The sequence below is a fragment of the Acuticoccus sp. MNP-M23 genome (assembly GCF_031195445.1).
GTDB lineage: Bacteria > Pseudomonadota > Alphaproteobacteria > Rhizobiales > Amorphaceae > Acuticoccus.
The window spans coordinates 3367033-3392213 of sequence record NZ_CP133480.1; the positions used below are offsets into that span (position 1 = coordinate 3367033).

25 protein-coding genes are annotated in these 25181 nt (G+C 65.5%); 12 read left to right on the plus strand and 13 right to left on the minus strand.

Features of this window, described 5'->3' with window-relative positions; all coding sequences use genetic code 11:
- The first annotated feature begins 78 nt into the window (after positions 1–78).
- Positions 79–1074, plus strand: coding sequence for a J domain-containing protein (locus RDV64_RS15535; RefSeq protein ID WP_309195828.1), 996 nt, complete (start codon positions 79–81; stop codon positions 1072–1074).
- Here RDV64_RS15535 and RDV64_RS15540 read toward each other — a convergent pair.
- The 8 genes from RDV64_RS15540 to RDV64_RS15575 all read right to left on the minus strand — a co-directional run bounded on the left by RDV64_RS15540 (position 1071) and on the right by RDV64_RS15575 (position 8363).
- Positions 1071–1670, minus strand: coding sequence for a LysE family translocator (locus RDV64_RS15540; protein WP_309195829.1), 600 nt, complete (start codon positions 1668–1670; stop codon positions 1071–1073). The two genes, RDV64_RS15535 and RDV64_RS15540, sit on opposite strands and share 4 nt — an antisense overlap.
- A gap of 196 nt (positions 1671–1866) precedes the next feature.
- Positions 1867–2427, minus strand: coding sequence for a peptidase C15 (locus RDV64_RS15545; RefSeq protein ID WP_309195830.1), 561 nt, complete (start codon positions 2425–2427; stop codon positions 1867–1869).
- Positions 2424–3350 carry a methylmalonyl Co-A mutase-associated GTPase MeaB gene (gene meaB / locus RDV64_RS15550; RefSeq protein WP_309195831.1) on the minus strand — a complete coding sequence of 309 codons (927 nt, stop codon included), beginning with the start codon at positions 3348–3350 and terminating at the stop codon, positions 2424–2426. Before meaB ends, RDV64_RS15545 begins: the two co-directional genes overlap by 4 nt.
- A 17-nt stretch (positions 3351–3367) precedes the next feature.
- A complete protein-coding gene (locus tag RDV64_RS15555; RefSeq protein WP_309195832.1) occupies positions 3368–3934 on the minus strand; it encodes a DUF1131 family protein in 567 nt (188 codons plus the stop codon).
- A 132-nt stretch (positions 3935–4066) separates the two neighbouring features.
- Positions 4067–4375 carry a hypothetical protein gene (locus tag RDV64_RS15560; protein WP_309195833.1) on the minus strand — a complete coding sequence of 103 codons (309 nt, stop codon included), beginning with the start codon at positions 4373–4375 and terminating at the stop codon, positions 4067–4069.
- Positions 4368–4817, minus strand: a complete 450-nt coding sequence (locus RDV64_RS15565; protein ID WP_309195834.1) for a cytidine deaminase — start codon at positions 4815–4817, stop codon at positions 4368–4370. The genes RDV64_RS15560 and RDV64_RS15565 overlap by 8 nt, the downstream gene beginning before the upstream one ends.
- A complete protein-coding gene (scpA, locus tag RDV64_RS15570) occupies positions 4801–6948 on the minus strand; it encodes a methylmalonyl-CoA mutase (protein WP_309199521.1) in 2148 nt (715 codons plus the stop codon). Before scpA ends, RDV64_RS15565 begins: the two co-directional genes overlap by 17 nt.
- Entirely contained in the window at positions 6945–8363 is a 1419-nt protein-coding gene (locus RDV64_RS15575; protein ID WP_309195835.1) for a methylmalonyl-CoA mutase family protein, read from the minus strand. The genes scpA and RDV64_RS15575 overlap by 4 nt, the downstream gene beginning before the upstream one ends.
- 65 nt (positions 8364–8428) lie before the next feature.
- Between RDV64_RS15575 and RDV64_RS15580 the strand changes: the two genes are divergently transcribed.
- From RDV64_RS15580 to RDV64_RS15625, 10 genes are all read left to right on the plus strand, one after another.
- Positions 8429–9805, plus strand: a complete 1377-nt coding sequence (locus RDV64_RS15580; RefSeq protein ID WP_309195836.1) for a M20/M25/M40 family metallo-hydrolase — start codon at positions 8429–8431, stop codon at positions 9803–9805.
- 110 nt (positions 9806–9915) lie between these two features.
- On the plus strand, positions 9916–11034 hold the full coding sequence (locus RDV64_RS15585; protein WP_309195837.1) for a GSCFA domain-containing protein: 1119 nt from the start codon (positions 9916–9918) through the stop codon (positions 11032–11034).
- A gap of 268 nt (positions 11035–11302) precedes the next feature.
- Entirely contained in the window at positions 11303–12259 is a 957-nt protein-coding gene (locus RDV64_RS15590; protein WP_309195838.1) for a tripartite tricarboxylate transporter substrate binding protein, read from the plus strand.
- Positions 12259–12852: a tripartite tricarboxylate transporter TctB family protein gene (locus tag RDV64_RS15595; protein ID WP_309195839.1), complete on the plus strand. Its 594-nt coding sequence runs from the start codon at positions 12259–12261 to the stop codon at positions 12850–12852. The genes RDV64_RS15590 and RDV64_RS15595 overlap by 1 nt, the downstream gene beginning before the upstream one ends.
- Positions 12853–12865: 13 nt before the next feature.
- Positions 12866–14368 carry a tripartite tricarboxylate transporter permease gene (locus tag RDV64_RS15600; RefSeq protein WP_309195840.1) on the plus strand — a complete coding sequence of 501 codons (1503 nt, stop codon included), beginning with the start codon at positions 12866–12868 and terminating at the stop codon, positions 14366–14368.
- 125 nt (positions 14369–14493) lie between these two features.
- Positions 14494–14766 (plus strand): hypothetical protein, encoded by a 273-nt coding sequence (locus tag RDV64_RS15605; RefSeq protein WP_309195841.1) that lies wholly within the window; start codon positions 14494–14496, stop codon positions 14764–14766.
- A 188-nt stretch (positions 14767–14954) separates the two neighbouring features.
- On the plus strand, positions 14955–15224 hold the full coding sequence (gene rpsO, locus RDV64_RS15610) for a 30S ribosomal protein S15 (protein WP_309195842.1): 270 nt from the start codon (positions 14955–14957) through the stop codon (positions 15222–15224).
- 228 nt (positions 15225–15452) lie between these two features.
- Complete coding sequence (pnp, locus tag RDV64_RS15615) at positions 15453–17573, plus strand: polyribonucleotide nucleotidyltransferase (protein WP_309195843.1); 2121 nt, start codon at positions 15453–15455, stop codon at positions 17571–17573.
- A 289-nt stretch (positions 17574–17862) separates the two neighbouring features.
- Positions 17863–18252, plus strand: coding sequence for a hypothetical protein (locus tag RDV64_RS15620; RefSeq protein WP_309195844.1), 390 nt, complete (start codon positions 17863–17865; stop codon positions 18250–18252).
- A gap of 113 nt (positions 18253–18365) precedes the next feature.
- On the plus strand, positions 18366–18854 hold the full coding sequence (locus tag RDV64_RS15625; RefSeq protein ID WP_309195845.1) for a hypothetical protein: 489 nt from the start codon (positions 18366–18368) through the stop codon (positions 18852–18854).
- 83 nt (positions 18855–18937) lie between these two features.
- Here RDV64_RS15625 and RDV64_RS15630 read toward each other — a convergent pair whose 3' ends face one another.
- Genes RDV64_RS15630 through RDV64_RS15640 form a run of 3 tightly spaced genes read right to left on the minus strand, consistent with a single transcriptional unit; the run spans position 18938 to position 20888 of the window.
- A complete protein-coding gene (locus RDV64_RS15630; protein WP_309195846.1) occupies positions 18938–19228 on the minus strand; it encodes a helix-turn-helix transcriptional regulator in 291 nt (96 codons plus the stop codon).
- Positions 19225–19575 carry a type II toxin-antitoxin system RelE/ParE family toxin gene (locus tag RDV64_RS15635; protein ID WP_309195847.1) on the minus strand — a complete coding sequence of 117 codons (351 nt, stop codon included), beginning with the start codon at positions 19573–19575 and terminating at the stop codon, positions 19225–19227. Before RDV64_RS15635 ends, RDV64_RS15630 begins: the two co-directional genes overlap by 4 nt.
- A gap of 59 nt (positions 19576–19634) precedes the next feature.
- Entirely contained in the window at positions 19635–20888 is a 1254-nt protein-coding gene (locus RDV64_RS15640; RefSeq protein ID WP_309195848.1) for a cation:proton antiporter, read from the minus strand.
- A 698-nt stretch (positions 20889–21586) separates the two neighbouring features.
- Here RDV64_RS15640 and RDV64_RS15645 point away from each other — a divergent pair.
- A complete protein-coding gene (locus RDV64_RS15645) occupies positions 21587–22153 on the plus strand; it encodes a cupin domain-containing protein (RefSeq protein WP_309195849.1) in 567 nt (188 codons plus the stop codon).
- Positions 22154–22156: 3 nt separating this feature from the next.
- Here the strand turns inward: RDV64_RS15645 and RDV64_RS15650 are convergent, their stop codons facing one another.
- Together RDV64_RS15650 and RDV64_RS15655 are read right to left on the minus strand one after the other, a co-directional pair.
- Positions 22157–23491: an HlyD family type I secretion periplasmic adaptor subunit gene (locus tag RDV64_RS15650; protein ID WP_309195850.1), complete on the minus strand. Its 1335-nt coding sequence runs from the start codon at positions 23489–23491 to the stop codon at positions 22157–22159.
- A complete protein-coding gene (locus RDV64_RS15655; protein ID WP_309195851.1) occupies positions 23488–25173 on the minus strand; it encodes a type I secretion system permease/ATPase in 1686 nt (561 codons plus the stop codon). The genes RDV64_RS15650 and RDV64_RS15655 overlap by 4 nt, the downstream gene beginning before the upstream one ends.
- Between the last annotated feature and the right edge of the window lie 8 nt (positions 25174–25181).

Below are 25181 nucleotides of genomic sequence, written 5' to 3' on the forward strand. Positions count from 1 at the left end.
TTGTTGCTTGGAATGGATTGAATGCCGCACGGGTGCGCTGGAGAAACGGCGGACCGGCGAGCACAAGAATGGAACCGGATGGCGCGAGATCCTTACACCGTACTGGGCATTTCGAAATCAGCCTCCGAGGCTGAGATCAAGTCTGCATATCGCCGGCTGGCCAAGCGGTACCACCCGGACACAAATCCAGATCCCAAAGCGCAGGAACGCTTCTCCGAAGTCAATGCCGCACACGAGATCCTGGAAGACAAGGACAAGCGCCGGCAGTACGACCGCGGCGAGATCGACGCTGCCGGCCAGCAGAAATACCAGAGCGCAGGCTTTGGCGGCGGTGCGGGCGGCGGGGCGCCGGGCGGCGATCCGTTTGCAGGCTTCGGCGGCTTCGGCCGTGGCGGGGCCGGCGGCGGGCGCTCCTACCGCTTTTCCACCGATGGCGGCGGTCCGAGCGGTGTCGACGAAATTCTGCGGGAATTCATGGGCGGCGGGGCAAGGCGCGAGGCGCCGGGCTTTGGCCAGGCCGGGGCTGGCGGCGGGGCTGGGGCGCCGCGCGGCGAGGACCTTGAGGTCATCGTCACCGTCACGCTGGAGGATCTTGCCAGCCAGGACAAGCTGCGCGTTTCGCTGCCCACGGGCCGCACCGTGGACGTGCGTCTGCCCGCCGGGGCAGAGCCGGACCAGCAGATCCGCCTGCGCGGCCTTGGCAACGAGAGCGCTGTGGGCGGTCAGGCCGGCGATGCCATCCTGACCCTGCGCATCGCCTCGCACCCCATGTTCACGCGCGACGGTGCGAACCTGAAGCTCGAGCTGCCCATCACCCTTTACGACGCGGTCCTCGGCGCCAAGGTGCGTGCGCCGACGCTGGGCGGATCGGTCAACGTCACCGTGCCCAAGGGGTCATCGGGCGGCAAGACGCTGCGGCTGCGCGGGCTCGGCCTGCCGTCGAAGACGGGCGCCAAGGGGGACCTCCTCGTCACCCTCCAGATCGACCTGCCGCACGAGCTGCCCAAGGATTTCGTGGAGCTGATGGAGCGTTGGCGCGAAGACGAGCCCTACCAGCCCCGCAGCGCCGGCTAGAGCATCAGCGCCGGGTAGAGCGAAGCCACCAGCAGCGCCGCCATGGTGAAGTTGAAGATCCTCAGGCGGCGCTGGTTGGAGAGCCAGCGCCGCAGGATGGTGCCCATCAGCGTCCACAAGACGTTGGCCGGCAAGCCGAACACGCAAAACAGCAGCGCCACCCGCAGCACCGACACGAGCGTGTGCTCGGGCGCATAAAGTGTCATCGCCGTCATGCCGAAGGCCCAGCCCTTGGGGTTCACCCACTGGAACGCGGCAGCCTGCAAAAAGGTGATGGGCTTGGCTTCCGCCTCGGTGCCGGCGTCAGGCGGTGCGGCGCGGGCAATCTTCAGTGCCAGGTACAGAAGGTAGGTGACCGAGACTACCTTCAACACGGTGAAGAGCACCGGAACCGCGTCGAACACCACCATCAGGCCGACACCCGCCAGCGTCGCCATCACCGCAAACCCTGTTGCGATGCCGAAGATGTGGGGCAGCGTGCGCCGCAAGCCGAAATTTGCGCCCGACGCCATCACCATGATGTTGTTGGGGCCGGGGCTGAGCGTGCCGACCAGCGCAAACCCGGCAAACGCCAGAAAGACTGAAGTCTCCACCATTGTCTCCATCGAAGGGGTGGGACTGCCGCAAGCCGGCCGCACGAAACAACAACGGCCGCCCTGGAGGCAGCCGGATTGTCGTGAACACGCACCGAGGCCGCCAGCTCAGTAAGCCAGCCACCAAATCAGCGCGGGAGCGGATCTTGTTTCCATGCCCACCTTGTACGCCGCGTTGGTGAAGGCCTGCAAGCCGGTATCAGCGGCCAAGCAGTGTTCCGATCAGCCAGAGCGCATGGGCTTCAAGCCGGGCTGCCGAGATATTGCTGCGCCCGACAGGCTGCGGAATGTGCACGAACAGGGCGTTGGCGTTGCCGGAGAGTGCCGCCGCATAGGACGCGTTGCAGATGTAGCCCCCCGGCGCGTGGCTGAGCACCACCGGAAAGCCCGCCCGCTGCGCCATTGCAACCAGCGCCGCAACCGGCAGCGCCGAGCGGCGCGACATTGGCGGGGCACTGTCCGGCAATCGGCCGGCAGCATCCGGCCGGGGCGAGGCCACCGGGTGCGCCATGCGCTCATACCGGATCCGGTGGGTGCCGCCTGCAACGCCGAACATCAGAACGGTTTTGGCGCGCACGGCCTTGTCGCGGAATGCGGCGCAGGCGGCCCATTCGGTGTCGATCAGCCGGGCGGTGACGCCCGAAAGAGCCTTTGCTTCAAGGCTGCGCACAAGGGTGGCTGCGGGGTTGTCGGGCATGCCCGGAAAGGGGCCGAAGCCGGTGACCAGCAGCCGGGGACGCGATGCGGGCAGCACTGTCATGGCAAGGTCTCCAGAATGCTGGCGGCGGCTGCGCTGGGCGCCAGTGTGCCATCCGCAACGGCCGCTTCCATGGCTTTCACCGCATCGCCCGCGTGCTGCGCCAGATAGTGCCGCAGACCGTCGGCCACCATATCGCGCATCCAGATCACGCCTTGCGCCCGGCGGCGCGCCGCAAGAGCCCCGCTCGCCTCAAGCCCGTTGCGGTGCGTGTCGATGGTCCGCCACAAAAGGTCGAGCCCGTCGCCGGTGGCGGCGGACATTGTCAGCACTTCGGGCGGGGGGTCCGACGCGAGGATTTTCACCGCGCTCAAAAGCTCGGCTGCGGCCTGCCGGGCAGCGTCGCGGGCGGAACCGTCCGCCTTGTTGACGGCAATGATGTCCGCCCGTTCGATGAGACCTTTCTTGATCCCCTGCAGCTCGTCGCCGGCTCCGGGCAGCATCAACGCCACAAAGGTGTCGACCATTTCCGCCACCGCCACCTCGGACTGGCCGACGCCGACGGTTTCCACGATGACGACGGAGTAGCCGGCGGCTTCCACCAGAAGCAGCGCCTCGCGCGTGCGCGCGGTCACGCCGCCCAGAGAACCGGCCGAGGGGGAGGGGCGGATGAAGGCGTCCGGGCTGTTGGCGAGCCGGGCCATCCGCGTCTTGTCGCCGAGGATGGCGCCGCCGGTGCGGGTGGAGGACGGGTCGATTGCGAGCACCGCCACGCGGTGGCCGGCTTCGATCAGCATCATCCCCAGCGCATCGATGAGGGTGGATTTACCGACACCGGGGACGCCGGTGATGCCGATGCGGATCGCGCCGCCAGTGCGCGGCATCAACTCCTGAACGAGGGCGCTGGCCTTGGCGCGGTGTTCGGCCCTTGCCGATTCCACAAGCGTGATCGCGCGGGCAAGGCCCGCGCGCTGGCCGCTGGTCACGGCCTCGCCAAGTGGGCTCAGCTCCTGGCGCGCCACACGATGCGCTGAAGTTCGGCCCGCTGCAGATCTTCGGAGGAGGCGAGACGGTCGAACGGTCCGCCATATTGCGGAATGGAGAAGACGAGGGTCACGTGGTCGGCGCCGCGTGCCTTGCACACCGCCATCCCGCGCCACAAATTGTTGCCGTTGCGGCAATCCCTGCGGCGGACACCGGCCTGCGCCATCGACATGCCGATGCGCTCGCCGTTCGGCCCCTTGAGGTGCTGCGATACGCCGTGGATCTCCGAAACCGTGCCGCCGCTCTTGAAGAACTGCACAGCCTGGGTCTCGTTGATGAAGGCGGCATGGGTCCAGGCGGTGGTGTCTTCCTTGGCCGTCTGGATGGACCTGATGTCGACGCCGGGGGCGACGCCCGCGAGCGCTTCTTCGTTGTAGGGCGTTCCGGAGCGAACCGTTCCGGCGCCGTCGTCAGTGATCACGAGCCATGTGTCGGACGAGACACGCGCCGCCGAAAGCGGTTCGGCGGGCGGGCCGGCGACACAGCCGGATGCGAGAAGGGTGAGGCAGAGAAAAATGCGCTTCATGGCGCATCCTGCCTACCAGTGGCCGCTTGCGCTGTCATTGCACGCTTTCAGTGACGGCGAACGCGCCCTCAATTCGACCGATAAAATTGCGTGCGATGCCCCATGAGGGCCGTCCAGGAACGGAGACTTTCGTTATTTTACCGGGTCGTCATGTCCCCAGGCCGGTGAGCGGGGTCCGCTATAGGGTTGCAGGTCGACGCAGAACCGATAGGTCATCACGCCGTCCCGTTCGAAGACGACATGCTTGGTTGCATACACAAGGTAGCGGATCGGCTTGTCCTCGGTGCCGATCCTGCCAATGCCATCAAGGCGATCCCAGCCATGATCGTCAAAGCGCTCTCCGACGTGGAGCGGCATGAAAGGATTTTCCGATTGAAATACGGCAACAGGCTTGTGTTCGCCGGAAATGTCGCAAATCACGAGTTCGTACAGATCAGGCATCCGGCTTGTGAAACTCCGCCGGGCCAAAGGCATGGGGGAGCAGCGCGCTCAGCGTCGTGACGATCGCTGGCGCAGCGGGGTCGCGCCGCTCGATCCGGACCGCACAGTCCGGCCCGGCAAACTCGCTGAGGATCTGCCGGCAGCGGCCGCACGGAGCGGCCAGCGCACCACCGTTCATATCGGTTGCACTCCAGCCTACCACCGCCACGGCGCGAAAACCGTGCTTGCCGGCGAGCGCCGCGGCCATCGCCGCGTTCGTCTCGGCGCACAGGCTGAGGCCGTAGGAGGCATTCTCCACGTTGGCGGCGGTGAACACCGTGCCGTCCGCCGTCTCGATTGCCGCGCCGACGTGAAAGCGCGAGTAGGGCACATAGGCCGCTTCTGCCGCCTCGCGCGCCCGCTGCGCCAGCGCGATCATCGCGGCTTCACTCGGCGGCGGCACGGTCGTCTCCTTCGGCACGGCGTGTCAGGATGGCGAGAAGGTTCTCCGCAGCATCCGCAATCACGGTGCCGGGCGGGAAGATTGCGGCCGCGCCCATCTCCGTCAGCGGGGCGATGTCGCCGGGCGGAATGACGCCGCCGATGGCAATGAGGATGTCGCTCCGCCCCTCCGCCGCCAGCGCCTCGCGCAGCGTCGGCAGCAGCGTCAGGTGAGAGCCTGCCAGCGAGGAGACGCCCACAATGTGCACGTCGTTGTCCACTGCCTGCCGGGCGCACTCTTCGGGGGTGGCGAAGAGGGGGCCGATGTCCACGTCGAAACCGAGATCGGCGAAGGCGGAGGCGATGACTTTCTGGCCGCGGTCGTGCCCGTCCTGGCCCATCTTGGCGACCAGAATGCGCGGCCGCCGGCCGTCCGCTTCGGCAAATGCGTCGGCTGCGGCACGCACGGCCTCAATCCGTTCGCCCATCGCGCCAGCCTCCCGTTTGTAGACGCCGGTGATAGAGTTGATCTGCGCCGTGTGGCGGCCGAACGCGGCCTCCATGGCGTCGCTCATCTCGCCCACGGTCGCGCGGGCCCGTGCCGCATCGATGCACAGGGCAAGGAGGTTGCCGTTGCCCCTGGCGCCGTTGCTGAGCGCGGTGAGCGCTGCGTCGGTGGCGCCCTGGTCCCGCGTCGCGCGCAGCCGCTTCAGCTTTTCGACCTGCTGACGGCGCACGTCCGCGTTATCGACCTTCAGGACGTCGAGGTCGTCCTCCCTGGCGAGCTTGTAGCGGTTGATACCAAGCACGGTCTGCTTGCCGCTGTCGATCCGGGCCTGTGCCTTGGCGGCGGCTTCCTCGATCCTGAGCTTGGGGGTGCCCGCCTCGATGGCTTTCGCCATGCCGCCCATGGCCTCCACTTCGTCGATGTGGGCGCGCGCACTGGCGGCGAGGTCCGCGGTCAGGCGCTCCACGGCAGGCGCACCGCCCCAGGGGTCTATGAAGCGGGTGGTGCCGCTCTCCTCGGCGAGCACCAGCTGCGTGTTGCGGGCGATGCGGGCCGAAAAGTCGGTGGGGAGGGCCAGCGCCTCGTCCAGCGCATTGGTGTGGAGGCTCTGGGTGCCGCCCTGGGTTGCGGCCATCGCCTCGATCATGGTGCGGGCGACATTGTTGTAGACGTCCTGCGCCGTCAGCGACCAGCCGGAGGTCTGGCAGTGCGCCCGCAGCGAGAGCGAGCGTGGGTCCTTCGGCGCAAATTCCTTCGCAATCAGCTCCGACCACAGGAGCCGTGCTGCGCGCAGCTTCGCGATCTCCATGAAATAGTGCATCCCGACGGCCCAGAAGAAGGACAGGCGCGGGGCGAACTTGTCCACGTCCAGCCCCGCCGCAACGCCTGCGCGCACGTATTCGAGGCCGTTGGCGATGGTATAGGCCAGCTCAAGGTCAGCCGTCGCCCCGGCTTCCTGCATGTGGTAGCCGGAAATGGAGATGGAGTTATACTTCGGCATATTTGCCGCCGTATATGAAAATATGTCCGACACGATCCGCATCGAAGGCTGGGGCGGATAGATGAACGTGTTGCGGACCATGAACTCTTTCAGAATGTCATTCTGAATGGTGCCCTTCAGGTCCCTTTGCGCAACGCCCTGTTCCTCTGCGGCCACCACGTAGAGCGCCAGCACCGGCAGGACGGCGCCGTTCATGGTCATCGACACGGTCATCTCGCCAAGGGGGATGCCGCTGAACAGGGTCTCCATGTCGAGGATGGAATCGATCGCAACGCCAGCCATGCCCACATCGCCCGCCACACGGGGGTGGTCGCTGTCGTAGCCGCGGTGGGTCGCAAGATCGAACGCCACCGACAGGCCCTTCTGCCCGGCTGCAAGGTTGCGCCGGTAAAAGGCGTTGGATTCCTCGGCGGTGGAAAAGCCCGCATACTGGCGGATGGTCCACGGCTTCTGCACGTACATGGTGGGGTAGGGGCCGCGCAGATAAGGCGGCGCACCGGGGATGGTGGAAAGGTCGAGCCCGTCCGCATCGGCGAGCGGGCTGATGTCGATGCCCTCCGCACTCGTCCACGGCGCAGTGTTGCCGGGGACGGCGGTGGAGAGCGGCCGATAGGTGAGAGCGGAAAAATCCGGCAGCATTTTCAGGGTTCCGTCCTGGCATCGGGCTCGAAGGCGGCGGCGGCGCGCACCGGGGTGACCGCGCCAGCACCCGGCACCGGCGCCGATAGCGAGAGCGCCGTGCCCGCCGCAGCCAGCGCCTGAAGGTCGGCAAGCGTTGCGCCGGCGGTGGGCTCGCCATCCGGTGGTGTTGGCGTGGCGGGCCGGTCGACCTCAGCAGGTTCGGGCGGCTGGTGCCGGGTTACGCCGATGATGGTGCGCTCCCGCGCTGCGGCGGTGGCGGCCATCTGCGCAAAGGTGCCGTCGGACAGCCAGGCCGGGTCGCCCGCGCCATTTTCTTGAAACAGGCGCCATGCCGCCTCCGCGATGGTGTCGGTCAGCATCTCGATGGTGCCCGAGCCGGCGCCGGGGTCGGACAGGCGGGCGATGTGCGCCTCCTCCAGCATCAGCGTCTGGATGTTGCGGGCCATGCGGGCGGCAAAGGGCGCGCCAATCCCGTCGAACGGCAGCACCTCGATGGCGTCCGCCCCGCCAAGCGCCGAGCCCATTGCCGCGATGGTGAGGCGCAAGAGGTTTGTGTGCGGGTCGGTGAACGACAGCATCCGCGCCGTGGTGGTTGCGGTGATGTGGAGGCTGGTCGTCACGCCGCAGGCATCGGCGATCATCGCGTGCAGCCGGCGCATCGCCCGCAGCTTGGCCATCGTCGCGAACTGGTCGGCGTCGGCGCCGAGCGCCACGGAAATCTGCGGCAGCGCCCGCTCCGGGCCAATGCCGGCCTTGTCGAGTTCGGCCAGCATCGCAGCCATTGCGGTGAGCGCGAAGGCGATCTCGTGCGCCGGCGTTGCCCCGGCTTCCGCCGCAACCCGCCCGTCGGCGCAGAGCGCGGCCCCGGCAAGCTCGCGGTCTTCGTAAAGCGTTACGGCCTCGGCAAGCGGCATCGCCACCGGTGCGCCCGCAAATGCTGCGGCGCCATGCGGGTCCAGCCCTGCGTGGAGGGCCAGGGGGACGGTGCCCCGCTCGGCGCACAATGCCAGAACCAGAGCCAGCGCGGCCGCCCCGTTCGTGCCCGCCTCGATGGTGAGGGGGATCAGCTCCAGGCGGACGCCCTTCAGCGCGGCATCCAGCGCCGCAACGCTGTTTGCGGTGAGGCCGCGGCCATGGGCCCCCGGCGCACCGGCAAACACCAGACTGAGGCCGCTTGCGCCATTTTCAAGCGCAGCAACGGCGTCGCAGCCATCGTGGTCCACCCGCTGCAGCGCCGTCCATGGCCCGGCGGTCGCGCGCCCGGCGTAGACGGGCTCGGCCGGCATCGACAGCGGGTCGATCAGGCCCTCGGCGCCGGTCAACCCGATCTCTGGGGTGAGGAGGCTTTCGAACGGGGCGCCCTTCAGCGCCTTTTCCGCAATTGCGCGCCAGTTGTCATAGGCGCCAGTGTCAGCCATAGCCGATCCTCCCGGCCGAAATTTACCGGCATTGGCGGGCGGAACGCAACTGGAGGAGCTTCAAGATGAACGTCGACAGCATTCTGGCACACGTGGATGCCAACCTCGACGAAAGCCTCGAGCGTCTCTTCGCGCTCCTGCGCATTCCGTCGATCTCCACCGATCCGGCCTACACTGCCGATTGCCGCCGCGCAGCCGACTGGCTGGTGGATGACCTCGCCACCCTTGGCTTTGCGGCAGAAACCCGCGACACCGAGGGCCACCCCGTCGTCCTCGCCAAGGCGGACGGTCCTGCTGGCAAACCCCGGATCCTCCTCTACGGCCACTACGACGTCCAGCCTGTCGATCCGCTCGACCTGTGGCAGGAAGACCCGTTCGCCCCGCGTATCGTCACCCGGCCGGACGGCGGCAAGATGATCGTCGCCAGAGGCGCCTGTGACGACAAGGGCCAGCTCATGTCGATGGTGGAGGCCCTGCGCGCGATCAAGGCCGTCGAGGGCGAACTGCCGGTCCCCGTCACCGTCCTCTTCGAGGGCGAGGAAGAGTCCGGCTCCCCCTCATTGCCGGCATTTTTCGCCAAGTCGTCGGCGGAGTTGCGGGCCGACGCCGCCTTCGTCTGCGACACCGGCATGTGGGACCCGACAACCCCCGCCATCGCCATGAGCCTGCGCGGTCTCGTCGCCCACGACATCATCGTGCGCGCCGCGAACCGTGACCTGCATTCCGGCCAGTTTGGCGGCCCGGCCCGCAACCCCAACCACGTGCTCGCAAAGATCCTCGCCGACCTTCACGACGAGGACGGCAGCGTCACCATCCCCGGTTTTTACGAGGGCGTCACCGAGCCCAGCAACGCCCAGAAGGCCAACTGGGACAGCCTCGGCCTGACGGCGGCGGATTTCCTCGGTCCCATCGGCCTCTCCGAACCAGCCGGCGAGACGGGCCGCACTATTCTGGAGCAGGTCTGGTCCCGCCCCACCTGCGAGGTCAACGGCATGTCCGGCGGCTACACCGGCGCCGGCTTCAAGACGGTTATTCCAGGTGAAGCGCGTGCAAAAGTCTCGTTCCGCCTCGTTGGCGACCAGGACGCGATGAAGCTGCGCGCCGCCTTCAAGGAGTTCGTCGAGGCGCGCATCCCGTCCGACTGCTCGGTCGAGTTCATCGACCATGGCGCGGGCCCCGCATTTCGCGTCTCCGAAACCTGGTCGATGCTGCAGAAGGGCGCGGCTGCGCTGGAAGAGGAATGGGGCAAACCGACGGCGATGGTGGGCATGGGCGGTTCGATCCCCATCGTCCACTCCTTCAAGCACGAGCTTGGCATGGACACGCTGATGATCGGCTTCGCGCTGGAGGACGACAACGTCCATTCTCCCAACGAGAAGTACGATCTCACCTCGTTCCACAAAGGCATTCGCTCGTGGGTGAGGGTGTTCGCTTCGCTTTAAAAAAACAATTTATGGAACGGTCATGTTCTGTTCAGGCGGGTATCCGGAAGGATGCGTCCCTGCAGCGATAATCCTGCTGCTTTTGTGCAACGCGTGGCAGGTAAGGGTCCTTGACCGAACAGACGACGTCCTCCGCGCCACTCGACATGCTGGATATCGTGGCTGGCGGCGAAGGCTCCATGTCTGCCGGTGAGGCATACCGGCAGGCCCGCGACAACACCGCCCGCAAATATCCGGATGGCGCCGACAGGCGCCTCCGCAGCGGGATGCTTGCCCCCACGTTGCGGCCCTCATTCCAGCTGGCGCCGGGCTCCACCGTCCTCACCATCGGCTCGTGTTTCGTGCGCAACGCGGAGGCGCCGCTGCTTGCCGCCGGGTTCGACGTGCCCGCAAGCCGGATCGACGCCAGCCGCGACGGCTTCACCGGCCGTGCCAACCGCATTCTCAATCAGTACAACCCCGGCACCATGATGCAGGCCATCGCGGATGCCCTCAATTCGGAGGCGATGACCGGCGGGATCTATCCCTCGGGAGACGATGGCAAGGTTGCCGACCTCGCCATTGCCAGCGGCCACGTCCCGGTCACGCCGGAGCGGGCGGTGGAGCGGCGACAGGAGATCCACACCTTCTACCGGGATGCTTTTGCCAAGGCCGAGACTGTCTTCATCACCCTCGGTCTCATCGAGCTGTGGGTGGACCTCGAAACCGGCATCTACCTCAACGACGCGCCGCGGCCCAAGGTCTTGAAGCGGATGGGCAAGGACCGCTTCCGCTTCCTCGCGCTCACGCCCGAGCAGTGCCACAGGCTTCTGACCCGGATGCTGGATGACATCGCCAGCGTCGGTCCGCCCAAACGCGTGCTCCTTACGGTCTCGCCGGTCCCGTTCGGCGCCACCTTCTCGCAGCGTGATGCGATCGTGGCCAATGAGCACGGCAAGGCGACACTCGTCCTTGCGGCGCACAGGCTGGCGCACGAGCGGGCCGAAGTGGACTATTTCCCGAGCTACGAAATGGTTCGCTCCCTTGGCACCAGCGCCTTCGAGCGGGATAATCTGCATGTCCGCGACAAGGTCGTGAACGACGTCATCGCCGAAATGCTGGCAGCCTATGTGCCGGCAGCAAAGCCGCTGCCCGCATCAGGATCGCGTGGCATCCCGTCGCTCCGGGGATACGCTAAGCGCATTCGCGGAATAGGCGCGCTCCGCACGAAGGTGCCTTCAGGGCGCTGATGCCGTCGATTGCCCTTTCGGGCCACCGTCAGAACTACGCGTTCTGCACCTGTGGCAAACCGGCACGGGCATTTCGCGCGGAGAGTGCCAGCTGTTTCCGAAGGGTGGGTCTCAACACCGCCGCGCGCACCCGCCGCAGCGGAACGGAACGGGATTTGCAGGCGCGTTGACGGCTTCAGTCGATGCCGCCATAGGCATCGTCGATCACTGACGCAGCGGTGCCAGCCGTTCGGCCGGCGCCCACTCCCGAACGATCAAGGAGAGCAAATTGCTGAACAGGACACTCATCGCGGCGGCTCTCGCCGCGGCAACGGCGCTCGGCGCCGGCACAGCCGCCACCGCACAGGACAACTATCCCGACCGGGCGGTGGAATTCATCGTGCCCTGGTCGCCCGGCGGCGGCAGCGACACGCTGATGCGCATCATCTCCAACAACGTCGAGCCGTTCCTCGGCGAGCCGATGCCCATCATCAACATGCCCGGCGTGTCCGGCACGGTCGGCCTCAAGGCCGCCTCCGAGCGTGACGCCGACGGGTACACGATCGCCCAGATCCACGAAGGCCTGCTGGTTGCCAACGCCACCGGCATGACGCCCCTCAACTGGGACAGTTTCGAGCCCGTGGCGCTGATGACCTCGTCGCCGCAGTACCTCGTCGTCAACGGCAACAGCGACTGGACAACCTTCGAGGAGTTCGCTGCCTACGCCAAGGAAAACCCCGGCGCGATCAAGATGGGCGTCACCCTCGGCGGCGTGCCGCACCTTCATGCGGCCATGATCGAAGACGCCATCGGCGCACAATTCTCCTATGTCGGCTATGAAGGCACCGGCGAGCGCATCCGCGCCCTCGTGGGCGGCAACCTCGACGCCGCCATCGGCGACATCGCGTCCTCCAAGCAGTTCGTCGACAATGGCGACCTGCGCTTCCTGGCGGTCGGCTCCGGTGCCCCCACCTCGGCTGCGCCTGACGTGCCGACCCTCCAGTCCCTCGGTCTCGACCTGGAGCTGGCCGTGACTCGCGGCATCGTCCTGCCCAAGGGCACGCCGGAAGAGACCCGCGCCGTCCTCGAAGAAGCACTTGAAGAGCTGTCGGCGGACAAGGCCTTCGTCGAGCAGCTCGGCAATGCCGGCGCCGAAGCGGACTATCGCGGCCATGAGGCTTACGCCAAGTACCTCACGACCCTCGACACGGCCATCGAGCGCCTGTCCGACAAACTGGGCGGCTGATGAGCGGCTCCACTGTGACCGAGCCGCCGGCTCCGAACGGGATGGAGGGCGCTTCGGCGTCCTCCGCACCTGACGGGGAGACGGCCAACGAGGCGCGCGCTGCGGAGCTGGCCAAGCTCGCGTCGTACGTCTTTTTTCTTCTGGGTGCGGGCGTCTTCTTCACCGTGTCGCTGGGACTGCCGGATTCCAGGTGGGAACCGCTGGGCGCCGGTTCCTTCCCGCGCATCGTGATGGGGTTTCTCGCTCTTCTTTGCGTCCTGGCCATCGCAGGGTCTGCGCGCAGGCTTGCCCGCATCGGCCTGCCCGACGGGCTTGCAAGGCTTTCCGGCGCGGCGTTCGTCGAGCATCGGCTCGTCATCAGCGTCTTTGTTGCCTTTGCGGTCTATCTCGCGCTCATGCGCCCGCTCGGCTTTGCGATCTCCACATTCCTGTTTCTGATTGTCGCCCAGCTCATCGTCGCCCGGCGCACGCTGAAAAGCGCCTTGATCGCGCTGGTGGTGGCGGTGGTCTTCTCCTTCGGGCTCAACCTTCTGTTTGCGAAGGTTTTCCTGGTCTTCCTGCCCCGCGGCATTCTTGGCGGGCTTCTGGGATGAGGCGCACCCTTCCATGATGGACTCATTCCTCCTCGGCCTGTCGCAGATCCTGGCATTCGACACGCTGCTCTACATGGCGCTGGGTTCAGTGGCAGGCATCGTCGCCGCGGCCATTCCGGGCTTCACCGTCACCATGGCGATCGTGCTGACGCTGCCGCTCACCTTTGCCATGCCGCCGCTGCAGGGCATTGCGGTGATGCTTTCTGTCTATGTCGGTGGCTACACGGGCGGGCTCATCTCGGCAGCGCTCCTTGGCATTCCGGGCACGCCGTCCTCCGTCGCGACCACGTTCGATGCGTTCCCCATGGCACGCAACGGGCAGCCGGGGCGGGCGCTTTCGCTGGGGGTGTGGGCGTCGTTCTTCGGCACCGTCATTTCCACCATCGTGCTTGTGGTGGCAGCGCCGCCGCTGGCGGCCGTCGCGGTCAAGCTCGGCCCCTGGGAGTATTTCTCCCTCATCGTCTTCGCGCTCACCATTGTGGCGAGCCTCGTTGGCGCCTCGCTCCTGCGCGGGCTCATTGCGGGCGCCGTCGGCCTTGCCATCGCCACCATCGGGCCGGACCCGATGATGGGCCGGCCCCGCTTCACCTTCGGCGTGGAGATGCTGGCGCCGGGGCTTCCGTTCCTGGTCGTCCTCATCGGCATCTTCGCCATCAGCCAGTTGATGAGCGAACTGGAAAAGCCCGATGCGGTGCGGGCGGAAGGGTCGCTGATCCCGAAAACCATCGAGTTCCACACCTTCGCCGTCATGCGCGAAGTGTTGTCACGGCCCATCAACCTCCTCCGCTCATCGCTCCTCGGCGTTTTCGTCGGCGCGGTGCCGGGGGCAGGGGGGTCGATCGCCAACCTCCTCACCTACGATCAGGCCAAGCGCGCCTCCAAGACGCCGGAGAAGTTCGGCACCGGCATCGCCGACGGGGTGGTCGCCTCCGAGGCCGGCAACTCGGCCACCTCCGGCGGGGGCCTCATTCCGCTGATTGCGCTCGGCATTCCGGGCTCTGCGGTGGATGCGATCCTGATGGCCTCGCTGATGGTGCACGGCATCTCCGTCGGCCCGCGCCTGTTCCTGGAAAACGCGGACCTCGTCTACGGCATGTTCATCGCCATGGCGGTGTCCAGCGTTCTGATGCTGCTCATCTGCACCCTCTCCATGCGCTATTTCCTGCGCGTCACCGAGATCCCGAAATATGTGATCGTGCCGGTGGTGACGGTGTGCTGTGCGGTGGGCGCCTTCGCGCTCAACAACCGGATCACCGACGTGTACCTCCTCGGCTTCGTCGGCCTTCTCGGCTACATCATGAAGCGGCTGGATTATCCGCTGGCACCGCTGGTGCTGGGTGTCATTCTGGGCCCGATCGCCGAAACCAACCTCCGCCGCGCGCTGATGAGCGATGCCGACTGGTCGACATTCCTCACACGGCCCATCTCGGCGGCCCTCCTGGCCGCTGCCGTTCTGTCGGTGGCGTGGAGCGTGCGCAGCCACATGAAGCGCCGCCGCGCCGCGCCTGCCGCCTGACACGCCGCGCCATGACATTGCCGGCGCCTCGCGCCCCGGCAATGTCATGGTTTGAAAACAACCGCGCGACCGGGTAGGCTGAACGCTGTAGAAACTGGCCAACGCCAGAGCAACGGTTGTTCAAAATGCGGTTGATACTTGCGCTTTTTCTCGCCGTCCTCTCCACACAGGCCCTGGCCGACCCCACCTGTACGGTGACGGACCGCGCCGGTTACACCATCCTGGCGAGAACGGAGCCGGCGAGCGCCGTGCGCACAAGCCTTGCCGCCGGCACCGAGGTCGAACTCTTCACCATGGCAAACGACGCGCGGGGCTGGCCCTGGGCGCTCCTGCGCGACCCGGCGGACGATGCCAATTTCTACGGCTGGGTCGAACGCTTCGTGGTCGACTGCCGCTGAGGCCTTTTCCGCCAGCACCGCGCAAAGGCCGGCCAGCGCAGATTTTCGCCCCTTTCGGGCCAAAGGACGCACATTGGAGCGCCGCCAAGGCTCGACGGACGCGTCAAGACACATTACACACCACCGATCCGCGTGGGCTGGACGACATCCCGGCTCATCGCGCTTCTCTCGCATTCAAGGAGTAACCGATGTCGATTACGTCAGAGCGTACGCTCGAGCTGATCAAGGAATACGGCAGCAAGGAGGGCGACACCGGCTCTCCCGAAGTCCAGATTGCCCTCCTCACCGAGCGCATCATCAACCTCACCGAACACTTCAAGACCCACGCGAAGGACAACCACTCCCGCCGCGGTCTCCTGAAGCTGGTCTCCCAGCGCCGTCACCTTCTCGACTACGTGAAGGCCAAGGACGAAAGCCGCTACCAGACCCTCATCAAGCGCCTCGGTCTCCGGCGCTAGACTTATCGCGAGGCCGCCGGATCCGGCGGCCTCGTTCGTTAACGGGACGGTGCGCCGAAGCACCGCAACCCGCCCAACATGGAAGGCTGAGGCCTTCAACCCGGCCGTAACGACGGCCTGCGGCCCCCGAGGAGGGGCAGGATTGCCAGCCGCTGCCAGCCAACCGGCCAGCCGCTCGTTGTCTTGCCCGCCCGTGCGCCGCACCACGTATGCACGAAAGGCAGACAAATGTTCGACTATCAGACCGAATCCATCGAATGGGGTGGCCGCACCCTCACGTTCGAAACCGGCAAGGTGGCCCGCCAGGCCGACGGCGCCGTGATGGTGACCTACGGCGAGAGCACCGTGCTTTGCACGGTCGTCTCCGAAAAGCAGCCGAAACCGGGGTTCGACTTCTTCCCCCTCACGGTCAACTACCAGGAAAAGGCGTTCGCCGCCGGCAAGATCCCGGGTGGCTTCTTCAAGCGTGAAGGCCGCCCGTCCGAGCACGAGACCCTCACCTCGCGCCTGATCGACCGCCCGATCCGCCCGCTCTTCGCCGACGGCTACAAGAACGACACGCAGATCGTCATCACGACGCTCGCGCACGACCTTGAAAACCAGCCCGACATCGTGGCGCTGGTCGCAGCCTCCGCAGCGCTCACCCTCTCCGGCGTCCCCTTCATGGGCCCCATCGGCGGCGCCCGCGTCGGCTACATCGACGGTGAGTACGTCCTCAACCCGACGCTCGACCAGATGGAAGACACCGCGCTCGACCTCATCGTCGCCGGCACGGGCGACGCGGTCCTGATGGTGGAATCGGAAGCCAAGGAGCTTTCCGAGGACGTCATGCTCGGCGCCGTCATGTTCGGCCACAAGGAATTCCAGCCGGTCATCGACGCGATCATCCGCCTTGCCGAGAAGGCCGCAAAAGAGCCGCGCGAGCACAACGCGCCGGACAACAGCGCCCTTGCCGCCGTCATGAAGAAGATGGCCGCCAAGGACCTTGCCAAGGCCTACGGCATCCGCGCCAAGACCGAGCGCAAGAACGCCATCGACGCCGTGAAGGCCCGTGTCATGGACGCGATGCTGCCCGACGAAGGCGAGGAGGGCCCCACCAAGCAGACCCTCAACGACCTCTTCAAGAAGACCGAAGCCGCCATCGTCCGCGGCCAGATCATCAACGACAAGACCCGCATCGACGGCCGCGACCTTGAAACCGTCCGCCAGATCGAGTGCGAAGTCGGCATCCTGCCGCGCGCCCACGGCTCCGCGCTCTTCACCCGCGGCGAGACGCAGGCCCTGGTGGTCGCCACCCTCGGCACCGGCGACGACGAGCAGTTCATGGACCTTCTGGAAGGCACCGTGAAGCAGCAGTTCATGCTGCACTACAACTTCCCGCCCTACTCGGTAGGCGAGACCGGCCGCATGGGCTCCCCCGGCCGCCGCGAGATCGGCCACGGCAAGCTCGCCTGGCGCGCCATCCACCCGATGCTGCCCGCCCACCACGACTTTCCGTACACCACCCGCGTGGTCTCCGAGATCACCGAGTCCAACGGTTCGTCCTCCATGGCGTCCGTCTGCGGCGGTTCGCTGGCGCTGATGGATGCCGGCGTGCCCCTCAAGGCACCTGTCGCGGGCATTGCCATGGGTCTCATCAAGGAAGGCGAAAAGTTCGCGGTCCTCTCCGACATTCTGGGCGATGAAGACCACCTCGGCGACATGGACTTCAAGGTTGCCGGGTCCGCCAACGGCGTGACGTCCCTCCAGATGGACATCAAGATCGACGGCATCACCGAGGAGATCATGAAGGTCGCGCTCGACCAGGCCAAGGGCGGCCGCCTCCACATCCTCGGCGAGATGTCCAAGGCGATCGACTCGGCCCGCACCGAGCTTGGCGAATACGCCCCTCGCATCGAAGTGATCAAGATCCCGGTCGACAAGATCCGCGAAGTGATCGGTTCGGGCGGCAAGGTGATCCGCGAGATCGTCGAGAAGACCGGCGCCAAGGTCAACATCGAGGACGACGGCACGGTCAAGATCGCGTCCTCCGAGGGCAAGGCGATCACGGCTGCGCTCAACTGGATCAAGGGCATCACGGCCGAGCCGGAAGTGGGCCAGATCTACGAGGGCACGGTGGTGAAGGTTGTCGACTTCGGCGCCTTCGTGAACTTCTTCGGCCCCCGCGACGGCCTCGTCCACATCTCGCAGATGACTCAAGGGCGCCCCGAAAAGGCCGCCGACGTGGTCAAGGACGGCCAGAAGGTCTGGGTCAAGCTGATGGGCTTTGACGAGCGCGGCAAGGTGCGCCTCTCGATGAAGGTCGTCGACCAGGCCACGGGCGAGGAGATCAAGGCCGACGCGGCCTGATCTTTTCCGGTTTGGCTATTGGGTTGGAAGGCCGGGCGCTTTGCGTCCGGCTTTCTAACATCCAGCGTAGGCGCAACTTGGAATGTTTCGCCTACGCTGGATGCCAGCGATTGCGTACTCACCGCGCTTGACGAATTTGTCGAGTGCATTCAGTTTTCATTATGAAATTCGAAAATTGTTTTCCGCAGAATCGGCTCTTCTGTTTTTGAATCATGGAGCTTCGTCGGAAAGATGCATGTGTGTGCCGAAAAGCGGTTTTAGTGCTCACTGATCATTAGGCTTGGTGCTCATGACGATTGAAATTAGTGTCGATAATTCACGTCTTGAGGGGTTTAGTACGCCTGCGCGTGATGGTTTGAAAAAGGCAGCTGAGTCCTATATCGATGAAATTATCGCTGAAGCCAGTCGATTGGAGGCAGGACGAAATCCTTCGGATGGCCCATCCGAAATAACGAAATCCATGGTCGATGACGCCGTAATTGTGCAGCGAAGGGGGTTGAGTATTCCGCCGCGTGATTATTTTAAAGTTTTACTTAAGATTTCTTCTTCCGTACTAGCGTTATTAGTTGGACTTACATACGGTGAGGATAAACTTAACGATTCAGGTGGAGTTATATTATTTGCTGTATTATTGGCAGCGGCAATCGTAGCGACGACGCTCTCTGCCCTGAAGGAGTGATGATGTTGCAGGATGAGCGATACGAACGTAGTGCAGTCTCAGCGGATTTACTGCGTGCAATCGAATATAGATCGAGGAGGTCAGCCTCAATCGCAAATATAATGAGGATATATTTGCTCCTCGGTCTACTATTGTCTATGTTGTCGGCCCTTTACTTGGTTGTTGTAACGTTTGAGATCTCTTTTTCGAGCGATGAATTGATAGCTGTTACGATGGGTGTTGTGGGTTTAACAACATCAATACTCTCAGTGTTTGTATTGTCTTGGAGAAAACAACAAGACACGGAAACGATTAATAGGATGCGGAAATACGCGGCAGTGGAGGCGCTGCAAGAGGCTTGGATACGGTTCGAGGGTGTTTATAGCAGCTTCGGACTGCCTGATCGGCAAAATGACACACGGTTGAGTTTCCATGCCATGCTGGCTCAGCTTAAGAGTAAGAATATTATCTCTTCCAAGGACATTGAAGTTTTGCGCGAGGCTTTGATTTTGCGAAACGCTTCAGTACACGGAAGTGAAGCCGTTTCAACCGACGATCTTATTCGAGTAAATTTCGAACTCGAAACGATCACGGATCGCCTGCTGATGGAGAGGTTAAATTAAGCGCAAAACGTCCCCGTAAGCGTTGCTGTCTTGCACTAGAAATTCAGATATTGAAGAGACGCATAGGCTTATTAGATTAAAGGTCAGACCAACTCCACCCGCAACCGCCGCCCCAAAACCTTAGCCGCCCGCCCCAAAACCCCCAACGAAACACTCTCGTTCGCCGGATCAAGCAGCCGGTCCAGCTGCGACCGGCTCGTCTCCAGCCGCCGCGCCATCTCCGCCTTGGTGATGCCCTCGTCCTTCATCGCGGCGGCCAGCTGAAACGCCAGCACGCGCTTGACCGCCTGCTCGGTGGTTGCGGCATACGTCCCCTCGTCGCGGAGAAAATCCTCGAACAGGGGGCCGGCGGTGCCGGCTTCGATCTCGCTCATCGCAAACCCTTCATACGCTGTACTGCAGTCGCAATTTCCTTCGGCGGCGTCTTCTGCGTCGTCTTGATGAAGCCGTGGAGGAGAACCATGCTCCCGTCGTGGCTGCAGAAGAACACGCGCCCGATCCGCCCGCCCGGAAGATCCGTGCGGACCTCCCACAATCCCTTCACGCCGCGGATCGCTCGGCAGAGCGGCATCCCCAGCGGCCAGCCGAATTCGGCCGTGCGAATGTCGTCGCCAATCGCCTTGCGGTCCGCCGGCGTCAGCGCAAGCAGCCAGTCGCGAACCGGAATGCGCCCCGCGTCCGACTGAAAGAACCGGGCCGGCAGCCGCTTGCCGTCATCCATCGGGGATATGTACCAGAAAAGGTACTATTCAAGCAAGATGCGCCATGGGGCCGCGCAGATCACCTCTCATCCCCATCCGGCCCGATCCGCTCCATCGCCATCCCCGCCGTCAGGCCGTGCACCATCGTCGAGAGCAGGATGACGAACGCCACCAGCGCCCACAGCTGAGGCTCGTTCACGAACTCGATGTGGCTCTGCGCGTAGGCGAGGTAGTAGACCGAGCCCACACCGCGCACGCCGTAGATCGCGATCACCGCGCGGTTGCGCCCGCCAACGTTCGTGCCGGCGAGCGAAAGCCAGCCCGCCGCCGGCCGCACCACGAAGATCAGCAGCACCGCAATCACCACGTGAACCAGCGTCAGGTCCTGGAACAGGATCGGAATGGCCGCCCCCAGCCCCACGAGGATGATCGCGGTGATGGCGTGCTCGATCGCTTCGGTGAAGTCGTGCAGGCGGCGGTGGAAGTCGTGCCCGCGTTCGATCCGGCGCAAGGTCAGCCCCATCACGAACACGGCGATGAAGCCGTAACCCTCGGCAAGCTCCGTCCCGCCGTAGCAGAGGAGGACGCCGGCGAGCGCGACAATACCGGACACCGTGTCGGCCAGCGGCGCCTTCCTCGGCACGATGAAGAGAACCTGCCCGAGCAGCCACCCGAACCCCGCGCCAAGCAGCGAGCCGACGCCGATCCGGTAGATGACGTCACGCCCCAGCCACTCGAGGCCCCATGCGCTGGGGTCGAACCCCTGCGCGGCGACAATGAGGCCGAGATAGACGAACGGGAAGGCGAGCCCGTCGTTGAGCCCCGCCTCGGCGGTCAGCGTGAAGCGGACCCTGTGCTCGCCGCCGGCAAGGGGCGGGCCGACCTGCACGTCGCCGGCCAGCACCGGGTCGGTCGGCGAAAGCACGGCACCCAGCAGGATGGCGCCGGCGATGGTGAGCCCCGCCATGTAGTGGCCGAGGAGGGCGACTGCGAGAATGGTGAGCGGCATCGCGACGGCGAGGAGCATGATCGTCGGCCGCCAGCGGGACAGGCTGCGGATGTTGTCGATCTTGATCCCGGTGCCGAAGAGCGCCGCAATCACCGCGATCTCGCTGGCAAGCTCCCACACCTTCGGGCTCTCGCGCGGGTCGAGCGCAGCCGGCATCCCGGGCAGGAGCGAAAACACCAGCGCCGCCATCACGATGAGAAGGCCCGATGCTGCAGGTTCGCGCGAGGAGGCGAAGCGGGGCAGCCAGTAGGCGAGGATGACGACGCCGCCAACGGCCGCAATCAGCACGTGGTAGGGGTCGAGGCCGAAAAAGCTGTCACTCACGAGGCGTTGTCCACGGTGCTCTCCAGTCGGTCGGTGTTCCTGCGCTGCGGTCGCATCCATATTGATGGCAGAGCCAGCCCCACTTGGCATTAACCCCGGCTGAAACCGGCCCGCCGGGGCAAAACTTATCCCCGCCCCAAAGCCCCCATGCCACTCTCCCCATGCCGCTTGGCTCAACGGGAGGCGTGCCGGACCGTCCGCTACGAGAGCCAGGGGCTTCGGTTGCCGCAAGGGGCGGGGGGTAACGGACCCCGGCCTTGCGGTGGACCGGGTGTGCGGCCCGTGTTCCGTGTCAGTGGCACGGGCACCCGAGGGGCCCAGGCGCGTCCATCATCCGCCGGAGCGGGCGGAGGGCGAAAGCAAGGCGAGCAACAAGACGCTCAGCCGAGGCCTGGGGTGCCGCAGCCGGGAAACCGGCCGTGCCGGACAGGCGCAACACCCGTAAAAAGCCGAAAGGATGGGACGCGGAAGCGGTTCATTCTATTTCATACAGCGAGCCGCAACCGCGTCCCGCCTTTCCCAGCACCACCGGGCCGCCTCAGCGGCGCCGGGCCACGCCCCGTTGCCACCCGGCAACCCCCCAAACGGCAGATCCGAACGCCGCGCCGGATCAGCCACCGGCACCCCGGTTCCAAGCCGCTCCAAAATCGGCCACCCTCCCAACCGCAGGACGATTTTCCCCCAAAAGGAGCCCCGCCGTGCCGCCGGATCGAGATCTGCCCCACCATGCCGGCGATGCCCCGGCCGCTAACGTCGAGAGCCTGCGCTTCGCGCCCGGCCATCACATCCCCAACAACAACCTCCTGCCTGCGCTCCTGATGCGCGGTGCTGCCGGCGAGACGGGCGCCAAAGCCATCATCGCCCTGTTTGCCCGCAATGGCTGGGGCGGCGCATGGCAATATACGGTGTTCCCGTTTCACCACTATCACCCCAATGCGCACGAGGTGCTGGCGGTGGTCTCCGGCCGGGCCGACATTGAACTTGGCGGGCCGGAGGGGAGCGTGGTCAGCGTGGCAGCGGGCGATGTGATGGTGCTTCCCGCCGGCACAGGCCATTGCCGCGTTGCCGCCAGCGACGACTTTTCCGTCTGCGGCGCGTACCCCGCCGGCCAGGAGAATTACGAGACGCTCCGCGGCGAAGCCCCCGTCACCGCAGCGGCAAGAGCGCAGATTGCGGCAGTCCCGCTTCCCGCGGCGGACCCGGTCTTCGGCAAGGCCGGCCCGCTCGTTTCGCTCTGGCGGGACGCCGCGGCAAAGGCACGGTGACCCTCAGCCCTCGCGGAAGGTGACGTTGGCGGCTTCCAGCAGCGGCTCGATCAGGAAGTCCAGCACGCTGCGGTCGCGGGTGCGGATGAAGACTTCGGCCGGCATTCCCGGCGTCAGGGTCACATCGCCGCCAAGGCGTTCGATCTCTTCTTCGGTGAGGGAGATGCGCACGGTGAAGAAGTCCATTCGCGTCTGCTCGTCGCGGGTGGAGTCGGCCGAAATGGTCTGCACCACGGCGTTGAGGCGCGGCGTCTCGCGGCTGGAGAGGCCGGAGAACATCACGTGCGCGTCCTGCCCCATCGAAATTTCGTCGACGTTGATGGGGGAGACCTGCGCCTCCACAATCAGCTCGTCCGAGTCCGGCACGATCTTCAGGATGGTTGCGCCGGGTGCAATGACGCCGCCCACGGTGGAGACGGCCATTTCGTGCACCAGCCCTGCCACCGGGGCGACCACCTCGACCCGCGACAGCTCGTCGTCGGCGGCCACGGTGCGCTCTGTCAGCGTCGCAATTTCGGTCTGCAGCCGCTCGATATCGTCGAGCACGGTCTGCTGGAATTCCTTTTCCACCTGCAACTTCTGGACCCGGATTTCTGCCATCCGTCCCCGTGCGGTCGCAATGCGGGAGGTGAGGTCGCCTTCCTCGCCCTCCAGCCGCACCGCCTCCCGCTCGCGCCCGACAACGCGGGAACGGGGGACAAGGTCACGTTCCAGAAGCTGGCGCAGATCGGCAAGCTCGTCGTTGACCAGCACGATCTCGCGCTGCTTGGCGCCGCGCTGGGCGTCGAGGCCCTTGATCTGCTCGTCCAGCTGGGAAAGCTGCTCGTCGAGCTGGGTGGTCTGTCCGGCCTGCGTCGCCCGGCGCGCAGCGAAGATCCCCCGCTGGCTGGACAAGATCTCGGCAATCACCGGATCGTTGGCCGCGCGCTTTTCGAGGGTGTCGCGGAAGGTGACACCATCCAAATGGTCGCGCTCGGCGGCGAGGCGATCCATTCGGGCGCGATAGGCGATCAGCTGGCCGCTCACAACGTCGCGTGCGGCACGGCTTTGCGTATCGTCGAGGAGGATGAGGAGCTGGCCGGCCTTCACCCGGTCGCCGTCCTCCACCAGAATCTCGCGGACGATCCCGCCCTCCCGGTGCTGGATTTCCTTGACGCGGGAGCCGACGGCCACCTTGCCGGGCGCAACCACCGCGCCGGAGATGTTGGCCATGGCCGCCCAGCCGCCAAAGCCCACCACCAGAACGAGGATCGCGATGAGCCCCATCCCGATGTATCGCTCCATGGACTTGGCGAAGATCGGGCGGTCCGGGTCGAGTTTCTTGTCTGAGGCGCTCATTCGGCAGCTTCCGGTTTGCCGACGACGCGCATGTCGTTACGGGGGCGGGTGACCCGCGCCATGATTTCCTCGCGCGGACCGAAGTCGCGGACGCGGCCGCCATCCATCATCAAGATGAGGTCGACATTGGCGACGGCGGAGGGGCGGTGCGCGACGATGACAGCCACGCCGCCGCGTCCGCGCACGGCTGCGATGGCGCTGGCCAGAGCCTTGTCACCCTCGGCGTCGAGGTTGGAGTTCGGTTCGTCCAGCACCACAAGGAAGGGCTTGCCGTAAAGTGCGCGCGCCAGGGCGACGCGCTGGCGCTGGCCGCCGGAGAGCGCGGCCCCGCCTTCGCCGATCGGGGTGTTGTAACCGTCCGCAAGGTCGAGGATCAGCTCGTGGACACCGGCAGCCTTCGCAGCTTCCACCACGGATTCGGGCGTGAAGTCGGGATCGAAGCGGGCGATGTTGTCGGCCACTGTGCCCTGGAAAAGCTCGACGTCCTGCGGCAGGTAGCCGATGTGGCGGCCGAGCTCTTCGGGCCGGAACTGGTCGATCGGGGCGCCGTCCAGCATGACTGCGCCGCGGGCGATCGGCCACACGCCGACTAGCGCGCGGGCCAGGGTCGACTTGCCGGAACCGGACCGTCCGATGATGCCGACGGCCTGACCGGCCGGCACCTTGAACGACACGTCCACGATGATGGGTGTGCGCCCGCCCGGGGCAACGACAGTGACCGTCTGCGATGCGAGACCCTGCCGGGGCACCGGGAGGGACATCTTGTCGGCTTCGTCGGTTGCGGTCAGCGTGGCGTTCAGCCGGCGGTAGGCCTGTTTGGAGGACAGGAACTGGCGCCAGTTGGACACGGCCGCCTCGATGGGCTGCAGCGCGCGGCTCATGATGATGGAGGACGCAATCATCGCCCCCGGCGAGATGATCTGCTCCACCGCAAGGTAGGCGCCAAGGCCGAGCACTGCGGACTGCAGGAACAGGCGGAACACCTTGGTTGCCACCGAAGAGGTGGAGATGATTTCGGCAGCGCGGGCGTTGGAGCGCAGGAAGTTGCGGTTGAGGCCCTGCCAGACCGAGCCGATCCCGGTCAGCATCCCCATGCCGCGCACGACCTCGGCATTGCGCCGGGAGGATTCGGCGAACATCGAACGCTTGGTGGAAAGTTCGCCGGATTCTGCGACCGCCTTGCGGGCCGCACGGTCGGTGATGATGGCAATGGCGACGAGGATGATGGCGCCGACCGTGGCAAGCATCCCGAGATAGGGGTGGATCATGTAGACCACCGCCAGATAAAGCGGCATCCACGGCATGTCGAACAGGGCAGTGATGCCCGGCGAGGCGAAGAACTGGCGCAGCTGGTCCACATCGCGGATCGGCTGGAGCTGTGCACCCTGGGGGCCAAGCTTCATGGGGGCGTCGACGTAGGCGGAGAAGGCGGTGGAGCCCATCCCGTCGTCAAATTTATGGCCGATCCGGATGAGGATGCGCTGGCGGATGAGGTCCAGCACCGCCATGAAACCGTAGAGCGCCATCACGATGACGGACAGTGCGATCAACGTCGGAATGCTGCCTGAGGACAGGACCCGATCATAAATCTGCAGCATGTAGATGGGGCCGGTCAGCATCAGCACATTGATAACGAACGAAAACACCCCGATCGCGATAAGTGCACCGCGGGCGTTTCGCATGATCTTTT